Genomic DNA, 17,023 nt, shown 5'->3' with positions numbered 1-17,023 from the left:
GACGGTCGGAGGTGTTACAGAATGACATCCAATTACGGTTTAAATGATATTGTAGAAATGAAAAAACAACACGCATGTGGCACGAATCGTTTTAAAATCATTCGTGTAGGTGCTGACATCCGAATAAAATGTGAAAATTGTCAAAGAAGTATCATGATTCCAAGACAAACTTTTAATAAAAAAATAAAAAAAATACTAGTATCCCAACAAGATACTGATAATAAGGAGAATGAATAATGGCTTTAACAGCAGGTATTGTTGGATTGCCCAACGTAGGTAAATCGACACTTTTCAATGCAATTACAAAAGCAGGTGCTTTAGCAGCAAACTATCCGTTCGCTACCATAGATCCGAACGTAGGGATTGTCGAAGTACCAGATAGCAGATTAGATGTTTTAACGAAGATGGTACAACCTAAAAAGACAATTCCAACTACATTTGAATTTACGGATATTGCAGGTATTGTTAAAGGCGCTTCAAAAGGTGAAGGACTAGGTAACAAATTCTTATCTCACATTCGTGAAGTAGATGCGATTTGCCAAGTCGTTCGTGCATTTGATGATGATAATGTAACGCATGTTTCAGGTCGTGTAGATCCAATTGATGACATTGAAGTCATTAACATGGAATTGGTGTTAGCGGATTTAGAATCTGTAGACAAACGTTTACCAAAAGTGGAGAAAATGGCACGCCAAAAAGATAAAGATGCGGTTAATGAAACACGTATTTTATCAAGAATTAAAGAAGCTTTAGAAGAAGGCAATCCAGTAAGAAGTCTGGAATTCACAGAAGAAGATCAAAAATTTATCGACCAAGCACAGTTGTTAACATCTAAAAAAATGCTTTATATTGCTAACGTAGGTGAAGATGAAATCGGCGATGACGATAATGAAAAAGTAAAACTCATTCGTGAATATGCAGCAAAAGAAGATTCAGAAGTGATTGTCATTAGCGCAAAAATTGAAGAAGAGATTGCTGTCTTAGAAGATGAAGATCGCGAAATGTTCTTAGAAGACTTAGGCATTGAAGAGCCAGGTTTAGATCGTTTAATTCGTACAACTTATGACTTGCTAGGTTTAGCAACATACTTTACAGCCGGTATACAAGAAGTGCGCGCTTGGACGTTTATTAAAGGAATGACAGCACCACAATGTGCGGGTATTATTCATACAGACTTTGAGCGAGGTTTTATTCGTGCCGAAGTAACGAGCTATGACGATTACGTGGCATTCGATGGTGAAAATGGCGCTAAAGAAGCGGGAAAACAACGTCTAGAAGGTAAAGAATATATTATGAAAGATGGAGACATTGTACACTTTAGATTTAATGTATAAGATACAAAGCAACCCCTCATTACAACGAGTAATGAGGGGTTTTTGCTAATCTGTATATTTATGTGAGTGACATGCGGTGTGCTTCAATTTGAGGTGTTAAAATTAGAAGTACAGCGTTGATAAAGAAAACGCACTTTTAAAATAACATCAAGGTTAAAATTTTTACGAAGTGAACCAAGATGTTTCGACACCAGGTCCTACATAATTTGCATCAACATCTTGATTTAATTCAGGAGATGCATAGCTATCTGTATATTGCCAGAGGACGTGTTCACGTGTAGGTTGACCTGGATTATAATTTGCCAACCAGTAACCATCATATTGACCTACAGAATTAGAAGCATTTTCTACCATGAAATTTTCATAAGAATAAAATAATACTTTTTTATCGCCAGCTAATCCTTTCATTTCATTATACCAAGCGTCTGTGCTTTCTTCAGGCGTACCAGAAGTTACAGTATTTTCTTCAAAATCGTTGATATAGAAACTCGCTTTTGGAGCACGATTGTAAAGTGTCTGCGCCTCGTATCTTGCGTCGTCAGGATTTTCATACATACTATAGGAATATACACCAAAGTCTAAACCGTTTTTATCTAATAAAGCAGAATTGTGCTCTAATGCAGCATCCACTTTTTCTGAACCATATTGTGCTCTTATAATAATGAAATCGTAATTTTCTTTTAAGTCTTTGACTTCTTGTGTCGTTAACTCACCTTGCCATTCAGAAATATCCAACACACGTTCACCAGATTGCGTTGTTCCAGATTCGGCTTGCATGGATTTAGAGCCACTTTCTTGTTTTTGTTGAGACGCTTTATCTGGATGCTTTTCTAAATATTGTTGATAGCCATAACCCATTGTACCTTTTTGGTTAGAAGGATTATCGGACGCATAAGTTGTATTGATAATAACCGTTGATGCAAAAAATACACTTCCTGCAAGTAAACCTTTTTTGAATTTTGAAAACATAAGCATCCCCTTTATCTATGTAGATTATTGAAATTTATTTTGAAAAATAGTAAATATGACATCAAAAAATAATATAGATGATATGCTATTAGAATTAAATATACTTTTCAACCTTACCTTAAAAGATATTTAAATTTTATTGATATTAATTAGTATTTGAATAATGATTTAATTTGAAAAATATTATCGTAAAAGATGTCATGTTTATTTAACTTGAATGCTTTGATAGATATCGTGAATGATTAAATTTCATAATGTTTCATATGAAACAACTATGAAATTTAACGTGCTATAACGTGGTAAACCCATTGTAAAATGTAAAGGCGTGTGCTATAATTCTTGATTGTGAGTAATGAAAATTATTCCTTGCTTATCACATTTGATGATGAGCCGCATAGACCACAAGGAGGTGCAATTATACAATGAGAACATATGAAGTTATGTACATCGTTCGTCCGAATATCGAAGAAGATGCTAAAAAAGCAGTCGTTGAACGTTTCAACGGAATTTTAGCTTCTCACGGTTCAGAAGTTTTAGAAGCTAAAGACTGGGGCAAACGCCGTTTAGCTTATGAAATTAACGATTTCAGTGAAGGTTACTACAATATCGTACGTATCCAAACAGCTGATAACGAAGCTACTGACGAATTCCAACGTTTAGCTAAAATTTCTGACGATGTAATCCGTTATATCGTAATTCGTGAAGACGAAGATAAAACTAGAAAATAATAGATGGGGGTCGCTTAAATGATAAATAGAGTTGTTTTAGTCGGTCGTTTAACTAAAGATCCAGAATATAGAACAACACCCTCAGGCGTGAGTGTTGCGACTTTTACTCTAGCAGTAAATCGTACGTTTACAAATGCGCAAGGGGAACGCGAAGCGGATTTCATTAACTGTGTCGTTTTTAGAAAACAAGCAGAGAATGTTAACAACTACTTATTTAAAGGTAGTTTAGCTGGCGTTGACGGTCGCATTCAATCACGTAGCTATGAAAACCAAGAAGGTCGTCGTATATTTGTGACTGAAGTGGTTTGTGATAGTGTTCAATTCCTTGAACCTAAAAATCAAAACCAACGTCATGGTCAAGAAGGAAATAACAATAATTTCCAAAACTTTGGCGGACAACAATCAGGACAAAATACGTCATCTTATCAAAGTAATAACAACAATAACTCATCAAACAATAATCAATCTGATAACCCATTTGCAAATGCAAACGGACCAATTGATATTAGTGATGATGACTTACCATTCTAATTATATAGAACATATAAAAATGAAAATTTCTTAAAAGGAGGCAGTTACCATGGCAGGTGGACCAAGAAGAGGCGGACGTCGTCGTAAAAAAGTTTGTTATTTCACAGCAAACGGAATTACACACATCGACTATAAAGATACAGAATTATTAAAACGTTTTATCTCAGAACGTGGTAAAATTTTACCACGTCGTGTAACAGGTACTTCAGCTAAATATCAACGTATGTTGACATTAGCTATTAAACGTTCTCGTCATATGGCATTATTACCATATGTTAAAGAAGAACAATAATAGATATTGTATCTGAAAACCCCGTAGGCATATACCTACGGGGTTATTTTTGTGGTGTGAGAATTGGGAAAGGTATGAAAAATATGATGCAAAGAATTTAAATGAAAACAATTTTTAACTATTAATCTTCTTCTTTCTCTAACCCAATAATAACCATTATGACTACTGAAATTAGCATGAATGGTACAAAAATAGGAGTTACTAAAAATCCACCAATCATGATTAGATAAAACTCATCAATTTTGTAACTACCAACCTTCATGTGATTTCTTCAATCTAATTATTTTGTCTTTTGTAGTTTATATATGCATTAATTGTAAGTGTTAACATAGAAGTGAAAATGATTAAACTAAATATAGAGAGCGATATAGCGATTGTACTATCTTTAATGAATATATTATAAATCGATAGAACAATGAAGAATAAATGTAATAAAACGGTAATTGGGAATGTAGTTGTCATCAATTTAGAATTCGGCATAGTACTTTTATGTTTCATGATATCTCTCCAATCTAAGTTATATTATTTTTTCTTATAGTTATCTATAGTAACGCCATCATTTTCAATTTTCTTTCTGTTTGCTCTGATTAATAAAGCGGCATTAATTGTAATTGAAATGGCTAGTATAATTGAAACTGGTAAGCTTAAAACATTAAAATGATTTACTATTATTAGAATGATCATTAATAAAATATTAAGCGTGTGATGGGCAATCATTGCTTTATTCATTTTAAACCCTTCTTAAATTTTACCCCTTTGTCTTATCTTTACTTTTAGACAATTTACTCAATAGCTTTGCTGTTTTTCGTTCGAAAATGCTAACTATGCTCACAATGATATCTATTATTTTAATAAGTAATCCGATGAGTATATCCACATTAAAACTCCTTTTTATGTATGTCATTTTAATTTAACTAAAATAACTTATATAAATTGCAGAAATCACCATAAGAATAGCGGATACTGCATGAACTAACAAAAGAACATAGAATGATTTCTTAGTCATTGGTTCGAAATTGTTACGTTTAACTCTTCTGTTATTTTCCCATCGGAATATAAACGCCCAAAAACAAGCATAGATAGGTACAAACATGATACCTAGGACAATAGCGACTGGTAAACTCATAGCAAAGCTCCTTTTTTGTAAGCGTAGCATAAAAACTATTTATTGTGAACGAGATGAAAAGTAATACTTTTTATCTATATAGCAATATCTCAAAGAATATAATTATGTTTTTAAAATCTATTATGTAAATATGATTATATTGTGGATAATATGGTATTTATATAGTAAGGGAGCGTGCTATATGGATATCATTGGAAAAATAATAACCTTTATTATGAGCGTCATATCTAATTTAATCGGTAGCAGATCATTGATTGAGGATATTAAAAAAGCTTTTGTAGAAAATTTCAAAAAAGACAAATAGTATAAATATGACCCATTAACTCTAAGTGTTGATGGGTGTTTTTATACACAATACATGTTCAATAGAATTTATGCTAACATATAATTAAGTTGTTAACTATGTTTTTAAGGGGAGATAGTATGACTAAAGATAATGAACAGGAACGATATAAAACATTAGCATCTATTGCCAATACAGCAGGGATAGTAGCTTTAGTCTTAACATTAGGTTCATTAGTACTAGCTATCATATTTGATTGGCAGTTCTTAGATTATATCGTTAAATTTTCTGGCGTACTCATTGTACTGAGTTTGATAATAGATTCGGTACTATATATCTTAGAAAAAAATATTAAGAAAATCATATATAACATTCTTTTTATCATAGTACTGGTATACATCTTTTTTGGATAATTTTTTAATTCAATAATAGATGGGTTAATTTGAATAATAAATTCAAGCAAAGGGGATTTCATATGAGAATTATTAGGAAAATATTTGCGACGATTACATCATTTATTGTAGATGTCATTGGTGGTAGTTTTTTAAGTTATCTAGCAGACATTACATTTTTAAATAAAATTTTTTATAAAAAAGATGAAGATAAAGATGTGAAAAAAGGCAATTGATTTTATGATTATAATTTGGCTTTCGATAATAGACATGTAGTTTTGTATAGAAATTGCTTTTTCAACTTTGTATTTAAACAATAAAAATGTAAACAAGTAAACGTGAATAACTAAAATTTGCTATATGAGGTGGTACTATGCCTAAGAGCCAACAAATATTATTAGGCATATTATTAATATTTATTGTGTTCGATTTTTTCATACCTATTATCGGCGAAGGATTTAATATTGAAATATTAAAGTTTAGTTCGATATATGTGAAAATATTCGATATGATCACTTTGATTTTAAGCACTATATTTGTCTATAGACAGGTTAAGCGTAAGGGTTTTTAGATATAATTCTGCTGACATTTTCTTAAAATATGTATCTTCAAATAAATATTTAGGCAGTTGATAAAATCTTTCAGTTTTTACTTGTGATAAATTGTATTTCTCAAAATTGGGCATAATAAAAACCTCATTTCCACTTTTTTGGATTGAGGTAATAAAACAATTTTTACGTAAGTTATATGTTTTGTGCTTGCACTTAGATGATTAGATATATATAATACAAGTATCAAAAAAATATATAAACAAACGAATGCGAATCGTTTTATTACCGAGAGCCGATGCTACGCCAATAGCATCGGCTCTGTTAATATTCATAAAGTAATATTAACACTTTTAGGATCGTATATAAAGCGTTTTTAGTGTAGTTAAAATCACATTACAACTTCAAAATAGTAAAATTTACTAATTTAGTGCCTAATTAGGTACTAAAAACCTTAGGTAGGTAGATAATTAGGTATTTAGGTAGTAAAATAGGTGGTAAAATTTAGGTGCTAAATTAGGTACCTAAGGGTGGATGCTATAAAAACTATTAAAATGGTTGCAGATGAATTGAATGTAACTAAACAAACTATTGTTAATAATGCTAAAAGCTTAAATATATCTTTTGAAAAAGAAAATGGAATTAATTATATTAATGATAATGATTGTTTGAAAATTATAGAAAAAATCACTAAGAAAGAAAGTACAACGCCAAATAAAGAATCAATAAAAAAAGAAAGATTTGATGAAAATACTGCAGAGGTTGAAAAGCATATATATAATAATTCAAATAGTTTTGAGACATTAAAAACAAAAGCGAATGAATTAGAAAAGCAAATAGAAATCTTTGAAATTAGAGCTAAAAATGATGAAAAATATATTGAGAATTTAACTAAACAACTAGATCAACAAAATAGCAATGTTAATACATTAAATAAACTGTTGGAAAATCAACAAATATTAGCTTTAGAAAGTAATAAAAAGATTCAAAAACTAGAAAACCAATTAGAAGAAGAAAGACATCTTAATTATTCTTTTGATACAGCGACTAATGATAGACAAAGCGTTAATCCGCAAGAAGCAACTTTTACTGAAGAATCTCAAAATATCAACCAACAACAAAAGAAAACCCAACCAATAGAAGCAGAAGTAAATCATGAGGATATAACTGAAGAGAAAAAGGATGACAGTCCAAACGAAGACTTATTAGCGAAAGATGATAAACCATCTGAAGAAATAGGGAATGGGCCTGAGGATAGGGAAGTAGAACCACCTAAAAAGGGGTTTTGGAGTCGTTTGTTTGGTAGCTAATATAATTAATTAGGCACTAAAAGTTATAAACTTTTAGTGCCTTTTATATAGTGAGAACTTCTGAGAATCATCGGTTATGTTAATTTAAATAATAAATCATATATTATGATTTATTATTTATTACAATTTTCCCTCTAGAATGACCATTTTCACTTAATTTATGAGCCTCTCGAACAAAAGATAGTGGGAAAATAGCTTCAAAGTAAGCTTTGACAACACCATATCCATATAAATTAACAACTTCTATTAAATCTTGACGATTTAATTCTGTCCATGTGAAATATGCTGTAATTCCTTTACTTTCTGCTTTCTTTTTATTAACTTGCCCGCGTATAGATATTAGTCGGCCTCCAGGTTTCAATACATCATAACTACGTTCAAGTGTGTCTCCTGCTTGTGTATCAAGGACGATGTCATAATCATGTACATAATCTTCAAAACGTTCTGTATTGTAGTCAATGGCAACATCTGCCCCAATTGATTTTAAAAATTCATGGTTGTGTGTACTTGCAGTAGTTGCTACATAGGCACCTTTAGCTTTAGCTAATTGAATGCCAAATATACCTACTGCACCTGCGCCACCATGTATTAATACTTTATCGCCGTGTTGCATTTCACCGTATTTTATTAACGCTTGATAGACAGTCAAACCATTAATTGGAATTGTCGCACCTTCTTCAAAAGATAATGATTCAGGTTTTTTAACAACTGTGTTTTGATTAATGGCCACAAATTCTGCATAACCACCGTTTTTATCAAGTTGTTGTGTTGCAATAACTGGTGTACCTACTGTTAAATCTGTTACTTTTGAGCCGACTTTACGTATAACGCCTGATATATCCCATCCTAAAATGAGCGGTATAGGGTAATCAATTTTCCCTTCTTGTTCACCTCGTCTAACATGCCAATCGTATGGGCTAACACCTGTATTTTCAACTTCAATTAATACTTCTTCATCTGTTATCTCAGGTAGTGGTAAATTAAATTCTTGTAATACATTAGCTTCTCCATATGATTCTATTGCAAATGCTCTCATCAATATAACCTCCTAATTAGTTCACTTTGTGTGTTGGAAAATATGGAACAATGTCTTCGACAGGTATTCTAGCAAAATAAGCAACAAAAGCTAAATGATTTACTTCAATTTCTTTATACTGATACAACAATTCTCTTAAACGATTTTTCCCTAATCTAAATTCAAGTGGTATGGGTTCAGGTAATTGATTAGGGTCTTCGTTTAAATCAACGTAAAGCATTTGGGTAAAGGGTTTAAATTGTTCATTATTTTTTGTAATTAAATTTCTATAATCATTAATTAGCTGTGCTTGGTCTTGAGGCGGTTTTGGATATTGAACCCAACCATCACCATGTTGGGCTATCCAAGAAATTGAACTTTGCGCAAAACCCGTAGGAAATACGGGAATTCTTTTATCTGTTTGTGGCATCATTTGTACTTTATTACCGTCAACAAACGAAATTTCATTATTTATTGACGGTGTATCTTGTGCTAATAGGTGTTCTAAAATTTCATAAGACTGTTCAAAACGAGGACTCTTTAGAGTCTTTATAGACTCCCTAAAGGAGTCTGTTATGTATTTTATTTAAATTCACACCTGTTTATAAAATGCTTAACATGTAATATTTATATAATTTATTCGTCTTAAATTAACCTTTGAAATCATTTTTATGTAGTAACTTATGTTTATATATTAATGGTACCAGAATAAAAAAGTGTTTATCTAATGTTTAAATAAATGTATTTACTTCTTTATTTATTTGTTTTCTTTATCTAATATAAAGAAAGTTTTACTTATTTTTTAAAGGGAATATTAACACTAATTATATATTTAACAAAGGGGAGTTTTTTTATGATTAATAGCATAGATGAAATAAAAGTTCCAGATAGTAAAATTGTTCAAGATGCCCAAAAAATCGTACAAGAATACGGAAATGAATTAATATGGAATCACTCAAACAGAGTTTATTTATTTGGCGAAGTCAAAGGCATGCAAGATAAATTACAATACGATAAAGAATTACTTTATATCACTTCTTTATTCCATGATTTAGGTTTAACCCAAACATACAGTAGCGATGATTTAAGATTCGAAGTAGATGGCGCTAATGCAGTTAGACAATTTTTAAAAAATTATAATTATAACGAACGCGATTTACAACTTGCCTGGGACTCTATTGCGTTACATACAACACTAGGTGTAGCTGAACACAAAGAAAACAATGTAGCCTTATTATTTCATGGTGTAGGAACAGACGTAATGGGCGATAATTGGGATCAATATTCTGATGAAATCAGAAAAGCAATCGTTACTAAATTCCCAAGAGGCAATTTTAAACATGATGTAATTAAATCTTTTTATGACGGTTTTAAGCATAAACCCGAAACGACTTTTGGAAATATAAAATCAGATGTAATTAAATATTTCGAACCAGAATACCCACAAAATAACTTTTGCTCATGTATTTTACGTTCCAAATGGGATAGTTAAAAATAACTAATTGCTTTATTGACGTTGAGCCTTGGAACCCTTAACTAAAATTGTAAATCCGGTAGACCCAATTATTATTGCATTATAGGTCTAAAATTCATCGTTATAATTTAGTTAAATCCCGCAAGGGGGCGTTTACACGTTTGTTCCAAACGGTGCAAAAACCATAATCGACCTTCGTCGATTTTTTTTATTTTAAAGTTAAAGAAACTGCTCGTGATATTCCGAGCAGTTATAAAAATTAATTTGCCTTGAATATTGCTATTACATTTTTAAAAAGTGTTGTAGATTTACAACCATAATTTTTGGATTTACATTGACGATACTGCATCGAAAGAAAAATCCAATCTACTTTTTCTAGGTTGATTTTTATTTTTATACCTAAAGGCATACTTACACACCTAAAAAACGTCGTGCTAAAAACAAATTTACATGTGGTAATCCAATATCCTTATTATACATTTTAACAGTTGGTTTAAAGCAAACTTTAAAAATATATAATTTCCAACCTATTTAATTACATTTATTTCTTAAAACGCATATATGAGCCAGAATAGAAAATAGTTCCAGGAAAGATAAAAATTGCTTGAAAATGCTAAGTTTTGACATTATACTTTTTAATCACTTAATAAAACTATTATTTAAAAATACTATTTTAATAACAGGTGCTACAGGTGGTATGGGGAATTATGCTCTTGAATTTTTGAAAAAATTAGTTCCCCAAGATGAAGTTTTCACTTTAGTAAGAAATAAAGAAAAAGCAAGTCAATTGGAAGAAAAAGGATTTAATATAAGGTTTGGAAATTATGATGATTTTGAAGCGTTATCAAAAGCTTTTAAAGATATAGATCGTCTTTTATTTATCTCAGGGAATAAAGTTGGGCAACGTCAAAAGCAACATAAAAATGTTGTAGAAGCAGCTAAAGCAAATAGTGTTTCTTATATTGCTTATACAAGCTTTGGAAATGCTAATATTTCTAGTAGTCCGTTAGCAGAGGATCATAAATATACCGAAAAATTTATTTTAGATTCTGGTATAAATTATACATTTTTGCGTAATAACTGGTATTTAGAAAATGAATACGGGTTAATTACAGCTGCTTTAAAAAGCGGAAAATTTGTTCATTCAGGTGGAGACGGCAAAGTCGGTTGGGCATTGAAAGAAGAATATGCTCAAATAGCTGCTTATGCAGTATCAGGGGAATATGAATTTCCTAATATTATTGAAATTGGTGGAAATTTGATCACATATCGTCAATAGCAGAAGAGTTAGAAAAAATTTCAGGTAAAAGTCTTGAGATTATTGATACAGATGTTAACACGGCTTCAAAATTCTTACAGGAAAGCGCAGAATATCCTAAAGATTTAGCTGATTTTCTTGCTTCAGCACAAGAAATTATAAAAAGTGGAAGTTTAGATATTGAATCTGATGATTTAAAAAAATATATAGGAAACTCGTTACTACCGATTCAACAATCACTAAATAGATTATTAAAATAGTATAATCGCTTTAGGCTTCGATTTTGAACTGTTCTTATTAGAGTGCTAGCGATAAAGATGAAACTGTTAGTCTCTTAGATAATAAATACTGATTGATATTACAAATTATGCTTTTAATTTTTTAATAATTTCTCTATTGAAATCATCTAAATCATCTGGGACACGACTCGTTACAATATTGTTATCTATTACAACTGATTCATCAACAACGTGTGCACCAGCATTAGATAAATCTTTACGTACATTGATAACTCCAGTTATTGTGCGGCCATTTAAATCATCAGTATCAACTAGTAAAAGTGGACCATGACAAATCGCAAATGTAGGCACATCATTTTGAGTAAAATACTTAGTAAATGTACCATAGCGACCTTCTTCATCACCACGTAAATGATCGGGTGAGAATCCGCCAGGAATTAATAATGCATCATAATTTTCTGGTTTCGCATCTGCAATGCTAACATCTACAGTTACTTTCTCCCCATGTTTGCCAACAAGTTCATGTTTTGCTGTATCTCCAATAACTTCAGTCTCAAATCCAGCATTTTCTAATGCTTCCTTTCGACTAGTCAATTCTATATCTTCAAATTCATCTGCTAAAATGATTGCTACTTTTTTAGTCATAATACAACATACCTTTCAATTATATTTTAAAACCTAAGTATTATATATAATCAACAGTAAGTAATTTTGTGACTTTATACTATGATAAATGAACGTTATGCTCATAATCTCTTTACTTAAGTACCCCTTTCTTAATTAGTAATTTACTATGAAATAGTCTTTAAAACTTATTCCAGGTTATCAAATACTATTAAATGTATTAACGAATATAGATTGTATTGTTGAGATAGAGTAGAATTAAATTATTACTTATTTCAAAACGAGAATTGGTTGAGAAATATTTACAAGCAATTGGTTGAATTGGAATATTTATTATGACAATTTTATATATCATTTCAGTAATTATACAAATCAGACAAATTAAAATTTCTTTTATTCCATTCTTAGCCTTCGATTAAGTTATTATCGAACAAGGAAGAAAAGGTTTAAAATTAAAAAATCTAACTGAAACTTATTCTGACTATGTAACTACTGCTTTTTAACTACAAAATTTAGGCGGTGGAACTGTTAAAAATATAGATATAAAAGCTTATTTAAATGGAAACGAAGTTATATAAGAAAAACACACTAATGTTTTACCTAATGAGAATTATTATTTAATGCCAATTAATAAAAAACGTTTGAAGAATTTAAAGACACAATCAAAGTAATAGTTATACAACCAATATACATATTAATATAAACTATTATAATCAAATCTCTAAGAAACAAAATAAATAACCGGTATCGAGTGAATATTGGGGAAGTTCATTAATTTAGATGATAAAGATTTATATGAACTGACGTTTGAAACTATTAATAATTAAATATGGAGAATTTTTAATAACTTGGTTTTTAGGACGCTAAGAGACGTTTTTATTTGCATCGAGAATTAGATTTCATTAATAGTTTTACCCGAAAAAGTTTAAAAGAGGCGGTATTCAAATGGCAAAAATTGGTTATTCACGTGTGTCAATAAAAAATCAAAGTCTTGATGCATAAATTGATACACTTGAGAAATATGGTTGTGAATGTATTTTTAGCAAGAAAGCAAGTAATCGTAAAATGAAAAGATTGGAACTTGATAAGTTTTTTTATTTACGAGGAGGCAATATTATAGTTCTCTATAAATTAGATTGTTTTGGACGTACAACGGAAGAATTAATTGAGTTATCTTAATGATTCGCTAAAAACAGCATTTATTTACATATTATATATATGAATGTATTAACGAAAGATGCGATGGGCAAGATATTATTTACTACGATGAGCGCATTTGTTGAATTCGAAGCTAATTTACTAAGTGAAAGTATTAAAAAAGGATTAGAAGCTTCATTACCTGAGCACAAGAAAAGAGAAATCAAAATTCTATATGATTAACAAAGATTACAGGCGAAGAGATTTGCCGAACAGACAGGTGTTAGTCGTTCATCGTTATATAGAATAATAAAAAGGAGGAAATTTATTGGAACTTAAACATATGCAGTATTTTGTAGAAGTTGTAAAACAAAAAAGTATGACCAAAGCAGCAGCTAGTCTTTTTATTACACAACCTACAATTAGTAATACAATTAAATTATTAGAAGAAGAATTAGAAGTAATCTTATTTAATAGATATAAAAATCAAATATACTTAACTGACGCAGGAGAAGCTTTCTTTTCTCAATGTAAAGAAATGCTTAAAATGTATGATAATATCCCTAATGAATTAAGTAATTTATTAGAATTAAAAACTGGACGTTTAAAAATTGGAATACCTACTATTATTAATATAAGAATATTAATTAAATTAATTTCGCAATTTCATGAAATGTATCCTAATATAACTTTTCAACTTTTTGAAAATGGTAGTAAAAAAATTGAAAACGATATATATTATGGTGATTTAGACATGGGAATTACCGTGCTGCCTACAAATAATAAAAACTTTAATACATTCTCTTTTTTAGAAGAAAAATTAAAATTGGTTGTTCATAAAAATCATAAATTATCTAAGAGAAAAACGATTAATATTGACGATTTAAAAGAACAAGAATTTATTTTATTTAATTCTGACTTCTATTTAAACGATAAAATCAAAAATACGTGTAGAAATTATGGCTTTAATCCTAATATGATTTTTGAAACCACCCAATGGAGTTTCATAGAAGAAATGTTATTAAATAATCTGGGAGTATGTATATTACCCGAAGGAATACTAGAATTATTAGATAATAATTTAAAAGCCATCGATATTAATGAACCTTCTATGAAATGGGAACTTGCCATTGTTTGGAGAAAAGATATTATAGTTGATTCTTTAACAAAAAATTGGATTAAATTTCTTCAAGAAAACTTCTTAATTAACTATTAAATATAAAGGCATTTGAGAAATTTATGGCTGTATAAAAAAAAGATATTTTATACTTATATACTCTCGCTCTATAATTAGAAGGTAAAAAATTATAGAAACGGGAGTTTTTTATGGAAAATTATAAATTTCCTAGTGATAGTAAAATTGTCAGTACGGATCAAGTATTAATTAATGATTTAAACAATTATAATACCCTATTTGGAGGGGTGTTGATGAAAAAAATTGATAATAACGCAACGCTATCAGCTAGAAGACATGCAAGAGTTAAAGAATGTGTTACAGCTTCTACCGATTCAGTAGAATTTTTATATCCAATCACGCAATCTGATTCAGTTTGTATAGAATCTTATGTAGTTTATACAGGAGAAAAATCTATGGAAGTATTTTGTAAAGTCATTTCAGAAGATATGATTACTGCAGAAAGAAAAATTGCTGCTTTAGCTTTTCTTACTTTTGTAGCTTTAGATGAAAAGAAAAAACCAATTAAAATACCCAAAATCTCTCCTCAGTCCAAAGAAGAAAAATTATTATTTATGGACGGCGAAGAAAGAGCTAAAATGAGAAAAATTAAAAGATCGCGAAGTAAAAATATAATTGAGTCTCTTGATATCAATAAGCCATGGGAATTGGAGTAGTGATAAAATGTTTACTGAAATGGAAGAATTAAACCAAGCTAAGTTAGATTTGAAAAAACTAAGAAACGAGTTTCCTAGTATGTATGAAAAGTTAGAATATATAGCTAGTTTGACACGACAATTAAGTATCCACTATAAATATTTAGGATTACTCATGTTTTCAGATAACCCTAAAACTATTCAAAATGAGAGACCAACTTTAATAAGAGAATCTGTTTTAAAATTATATGAACAAGAAGTTGAAAAAGTTAAAAATGATAGAGATTTTATATTTTTTAAAGATATGATGTTAAAATTCCAAAATGTGAAGTATTCACAAATATTTCTTATTATTTTAGGTGCCGAACCTAGTTTTGTATTTAACAATACAATCATTAAATAATTGTATTGTTAAATATCCTTAGATTAACGAATTGTAAAAACTCACAAATACTTGACTAAATGAAACTATGTTTTAGTTAATAAAAGAGCCCCCTATATTAGGGAGGCTCTTTTATAACTTAACGAGAATTTTTGCTTGTGATTTATCATTTAGGAGTTGTTCAAATCCTGACTCCACAATATCATCTAGCTCTATCTCATCAGTGATAACATCTTTAACTTTTAAATTACCTTCATTAATTAAATCTATTGTTTGTTGAAATGTAGTAGGTGTATCAAAGGAATAATTAAGCAGCCTCTTTTCCTCTAATTGATTTTTGAATATTTTTTATTACTCTCTAACGTCAAAACTTGCTGATTCTTAAGCAATCTTTGATCTTTAATGCAACTATTTTCTATTCTGGCTCATATATGCGTTTTAAGAAACAAATGTAATTAAATAGGTTGGAAATTATATATTTTTAAAGTTTGCTTTAAACCAACTGTTAAAATGTATAATAAGGATGTTGGATTACCACATGTAAATTTGTTTTTAGCACGACGTTTTTTAGGTGTGTAAGTGTGCCTTTCGATGCAGTATCGTCAATGTAAATCTAAAAATTATGGCTATAAATCTGCATCACTTTTTAAAAATGTAGTAGTGATATTCAATACTAATTAATTTTTATAACTACTATGAAATATCTCAGGGCGTTTCTTTAAATTAAAAATACCCCACAAATAAATGTGGGGTATTAAAGTGAATTATCTTTTGTAGGTTTTATTCCAGATTAGCATGATTTTGCTGCATTGTTTCTTCATCAACGTTTATCTCAGTCATTAAATCTAAAACAATACTATCTAAAAACACCTGTGATGCTTGTTCAAATAAGCTACCTAGAGGTTGTGCTGAACCTTCAACATCATATTTCGTTCCTGCCGGTAATTCAATCACTGCATTTGCAAGTTCACCAATCTTTGACGTTGGATTTGTTGACAATAATACAACTTCTGAACCTACAGCTTTAGCTTTATCTGCTAATAATCTTAAATGCTCTGTCGAACCTGAGCCAGAAAGGATAACAAACAAATCTTTTTCGGTAATGGAAGGTGTAGTTGACTCACCAACTACATGTGCACCTTTCCCAAGCTGATTCAATCTCATCGCAAAACTATTTGCTACAAAACCCGAACGTCCTTTTCCAGATACAAAAACGTGCTCTGCTTTAATAATTTGCTTTAAAAACGTTTCGGCTTCACTGTCTTTCACATGTGATAATGTGTTGTCTATTTCATCTAGTATTAAACGATAATTTGTGATTTCTGTCATCATTATTTTCCTTCAATCGCAGCTCTACATTGTTTAGCAGCTTCTACAGGGTCATCAGCATTTGCAATGCCGCCACCAACAATAATTAAATCAGGATTTTCTGCAACAATATCTTTAATTGTATCTGGTTTAATACCACCTGCAACTGCTACTTTAGAATTACTAATTACAGATTTAACTTTACGTAAACTTTCTAAAGGAGATTGACCTTCAGCTTGTAAG

At 30.1% G+C, this 17,023-nt stretch carries 23 protein-coding genes and 4 pseudogenes; 14 read left to right on the top strand and 13 right to left on the bottom strand.

Annotation, left to right across the window (positions count from 1 at the left end):
* The first annotated feature begins 21 nt into the window (after positions 1-21).
* Both ACP7BT_RS12590 and ychF read left to right on the top strand, forming a co-directional pair.
* On the top strand, positions 22-237 hold the full coding sequence (locus tag ACP7BT_RS12590) for a DUF951 domain-containing protein (RefSeq protein ID WP_002484311.1): 216 nt from the start codon (positions 22-24) through the stop codon (positions 235-237).
* Positions 237-1,334 carry a redox-regulated ATPase YchF gene (ychF, locus tag ACP7BT_RS12585; protein ID WP_041080747.1) on the top strand — a complete coding sequence of 366 codons (1,098 nt, stop codon included), beginning with the start codon at positions 237-239 and terminating at the stop codon, positions 1,332-1,334. Before ACP7BT_RS12590 ends, ychF begins: the two co-directional genes overlap by 1 nt.
* 162 nt (positions 1,335-1,496) lie before the next feature.
* On the opposite strand, the gene ACP7BT_RS12580 is transcribed toward ychF, so the two are convergent.
* The gene (locus tag ACP7BT_RS12580) at positions 1,497-2,303 is read right to left on the bottom strand and encodes a GH25 family lysozyme (protein ID WP_041080749.1); all 807 of its coding nucleotides are present in this window, start codon (positions 2,301-2,303) and stop codon (positions 1,497-1,499) included.
* A gap of 422 nt (positions 2,304-2,725) precedes the next feature.
* Between ACP7BT_RS12580 and rpsF the strand changes: the two genes are divergently transcribed.
* From rpsF to rpsR, 3 genes are read left to right on the top strand one after another with little or no spacing between them, the layout of a single operon-like run.
* Positions 2,726-3,031 (top strand): 30S ribosomal protein S6, encoded by a 306-nt coding sequence (gene rpsF / locus ACP7BT_RS12575; protein ID WP_002484308.1) that lies wholly within the window; start codon positions 2,726-2,728, stop codon positions 3,029-3,031.
* A gap of 18 nt (positions 3,032-3,049) precedes the next feature.
* A complete protein-coding gene (gene ssb, locus ACP7BT_RS12570; protein WP_002484307.1) occupies positions 3,050-3,562 on the top strand; it encodes a single-stranded DNA-binding protein in 513 nt (170 codons plus the stop codon).
* A 49-nt stretch (positions 3,563-3,611) separates the two neighbouring features.
* Positions 3,612-3,854 carry a 30S ribosomal protein S18 gene (gene rpsR / locus ACP7BT_RS12565; RefSeq protein WP_002484306.1) on the top strand — a complete coding sequence of 81 codons (243 nt, stop codon included), beginning with the start codon at positions 3,612-3,614 and terminating at the stop codon, positions 3,852-3,854.
* 121 nt (positions 3,855-3,975) lie between these two features.
* Here rpsR and ACP7BT_RS12560 read toward each other — a convergent pair whose 3' ends face one another.
* The 4 genes from ACP7BT_RS12560 to ACP7BT_RS12545 all read right to left on the bottom strand — a co-directional run bounded on the left by ACP7BT_RS12560 (position 3,976) and on the right by ACP7BT_RS12545 (position 4,980).
* Positions 3,976-4,116 carry a hypothetical protein gene (locus ACP7BT_RS12560; RefSeq protein WP_162835602.1) on the bottom strand — a complete coding sequence of 47 codons (141 nt, stop codon included), beginning with the start codon at positions 4,114-4,116 and terminating at the stop codon, positions 3,976-3,978.
* A 14-nt stretch (positions 4,117-4,130) separates the two neighbouring features.
* Positions 4,131-4,352, bottom strand: coding sequence for a hypothetical protein (locus tag ACP7BT_RS12555; RefSeq protein ID WP_011303964.1), 222 nt, complete (start codon positions 4,350-4,352; stop codon positions 4,131-4,133).
* Between the two features lie 24 nt (positions 4,353-4,376).
* Positions 4,377-4,583, bottom strand: a complete 207-nt coding sequence (locus ACP7BT_RS12550) for a hypothetical protein (RefSeq protein WP_041080750.1) — start codon at positions 4,581-4,583, stop codon at positions 4,377-4,379.
* Positions 4,584-4,764: 181 nt separating this feature from the next.
* A complete protein-coding gene (locus ACP7BT_RS12545) occupies positions 4,765-4,980 on the bottom strand; it encodes a hypothetical protein (RefSeq protein WP_037539155.1) in 216 nt (71 codons plus the stop codon).
* A 423-nt stretch (positions 4,981-5,403) separates the two neighbouring features.
* Here ACP7BT_RS12545 and ACP7BT_RS12540 point away from each other — a divergent pair, with 423 nt between their 5' ends.
* Positions 5,404-5,676, top strand: coding sequence for a hypothetical protein (locus tag ACP7BT_RS12540; protein WP_037539154.1), 273 nt, complete (start codon positions 5,404-5,406; stop codon positions 5,674-5,676).
* 62 nt (positions 5,677-5,738) lie between these two features.
* Entirely contained in the window at positions 5,739-5,891 is a 153-nt protein-coding gene (locus ACP7BT_RS12535; RefSeq protein WP_002484305.1) for a hypothetical protein, read from the top strand.
* Positions 5,892-6,232: 341 nt separating this feature from the next.
* Here ACP7BT_RS12535 and ACP7BT_RS12530 read toward each other — a convergent pair.
* Positions 6,233-6,340, bottom strand: a pseudogene (locus ACP7BT_RS12530) (replication initiator protein A); the annotation flags it as partial.
* Between the two features lie 417 nt (positions 6,341-6,757).
* Between ACP7BT_RS12530 and ACP7BT_RS12525 the strand changes: the two are divergent.
* Complete coding sequence (locus tag ACP7BT_RS12525; RefSeq protein WP_174544283.1) at positions 6,758-7,513, top strand: DUF536 domain-containing protein; 756 nt, start codon at positions 6,758-6,760, stop codon at positions 7,511-7,513.
* Positions 7,514-7,616: 103 nt separating this feature from the next.
* On the opposite strand, the gene ACP7BT_RS12520 is transcribed toward ACP7BT_RS12525, so the two are convergent.
* Complete coding sequence (locus ACP7BT_RS12520; RefSeq protein ID WP_041080751.1) at positions 7,617-8,549, bottom strand: NADP-dependent oxidoreductase; 933 nt, start codon at positions 8,547-8,549, stop codon at positions 7,617-7,619.
* 16 nt (positions 8,550-8,565) lie between these two features.
* Positions 8,566-8,958, bottom strand: coding sequence for a hypothetical protein (locus ACP7BT_RS12515; RefSeq protein WP_052463704.1), 393 nt, complete (start codon positions 8,956-8,958; stop codon positions 8,566-8,568).
* Between the two features lie 423 nt (positions 8,959-9,381).
* Here ACP7BT_RS12515 and ACP7BT_RS12510 point away from each other — a divergent pair, with 423 nt between their 5' ends.
* On the top strand, positions 9,382-10,020 hold the full coding sequence (locus ACP7BT_RS12510; RefSeq protein WP_041080753.1) for an HD domain-containing protein: 639 nt from the start codon (positions 9,382-9,384) through the stop codon (positions 10,018-10,020).
* Between the two features lie 592 nt (positions 10,021-10,612).
* Positions 10,613-11,520 (top strand): annotated as a pseudogene (locus ACP7BT_RS12505) (NAD(P)H-binding protein).
* A 105-nt stretch (positions 11,521-11,625) separates the two neighbouring features.
* Here ACP7BT_RS12505 and ACP7BT_RS12500 read toward each other — a convergent pair.
* The gene (locus ACP7BT_RS12500) at positions 11,626-12,144 is read right to left on the bottom strand and encodes a type 1 glutamine amidotransferase domain-containing protein (RefSeq protein ID WP_426303782.1); all 519 of its coding nucleotides are present in this window, start codon (positions 12,142-12,144) and stop codon (positions 11,626-11,628) included.
* 981 nt (positions 12,145-13,125) lie between these two features.
* Between ACP7BT_RS12500 and ACP7BT_RS12495 the strand changes: the two are divergent.
* From ACP7BT_RS12495 to ACP7BT_RS12480, 4 genes and pseudogenes are all read left to right on the top strand, one after another.
* Positions 13,126-13,599: pseudogene (locus ACP7BT_RS12495) on the top strand (recombinase family protein).
* On the top strand, positions 13,589-14,476 hold the full coding sequence (gene cidR / locus ACP7BT_RS12490; RefSeq protein ID WP_041080908.1) for a cidABC operon transcriptional activator CidR: 888 nt from the start codon (positions 13,589-13,591) through the stop codon (positions 14,474-14,476). Before ACP7BT_RS12495 ends, cidR begins: the two are co-directional and overlap by 11 nt.
* A gap of 110 nt (positions 14,477-14,586) precedes the next feature.
* On the top strand, positions 14,587-15,111 hold the full coding sequence (locus ACP7BT_RS12485) for an acyl-CoA thioesterase (RefSeq protein ID WP_002483565.1): 525 nt from the start codon (positions 14,587-14,589) through the stop codon (positions 15,109-15,111).
* Between the two features lie 7 nt (positions 15,112-15,118).
* Complete coding sequence (locus ACP7BT_RS12480; protein ID WP_002483566.1) at positions 15,119-15,493, top strand: hypothetical protein; 375 nt, start codon at positions 15,119-15,121, stop codon at positions 15,491-15,493.
* Between the two features lie 111 nt (positions 15,494-15,604).
* Here ACP7BT_RS12480 and ACP7BT_RS12475 read toward each other — a convergent pair.
* From ACP7BT_RS12475 to ACP7BT_RS12460, 4 genes and pseudogenes are all read right to left on the bottom strand, one after another.
* A pseudogene (locus tag ACP7BT_RS12475) lies at positions 15,605-15,766 on the bottom strand (butanediol dehydrogenase); the annotation flags it as partial.
* A gap of 32 nt (positions 15,767-15,798) precedes the next feature.
* Positions 15,799-15,876 carry a DUF536 domain-containing protein gene (locus ACP7BT_RS12470; protein WP_369078123.1) on the bottom strand — a complete coding sequence of 26 codons (78 nt, stop codon included), beginning with the start codon at positions 15,874-15,876 and terminating at the stop codon, positions 15,799-15,801.
* Positions 15,877-16,252: 376 nt separating this feature from the next.
* Positions 16,253-16,801: a 6-phospho-3-hexuloisomerase gene (gene hxlB, locus ACP7BT_RS12465; protein ID WP_041080925.1), complete on the bottom strand. Its 549-nt coding sequence runs from the start codon at positions 16,799-16,801 to the stop codon at positions 16,253-16,255.
* Positions 16,802-16,803: 2 nt separating this feature from the next.
* Positions 16,804-17,023, bottom strand: a 220-nt coding sequence (locus ACP7BT_RS12460) for an orotidine 5'-phosphate decarboxylase / HUMPS family protein (RefSeq protein WP_426303781.1), incomplete at its 5' end; no start/stop codon positions are given.

Source organism: Staphylococcus sp. Y174-1 (genome assembly GCF_049897865.1).
Taxonomy (GTDB): Bacteria; Bacillota; Bacilli; order Staphylococcales; family Staphylococcaceae; genus Staphylococcus; species Staphylococcus saprophyticus.
The sequence above is the reverse complement of the archived record's forward strand: the minus strand, read 5'-3'. Positions and strand labels throughout refer to the sequence as shown.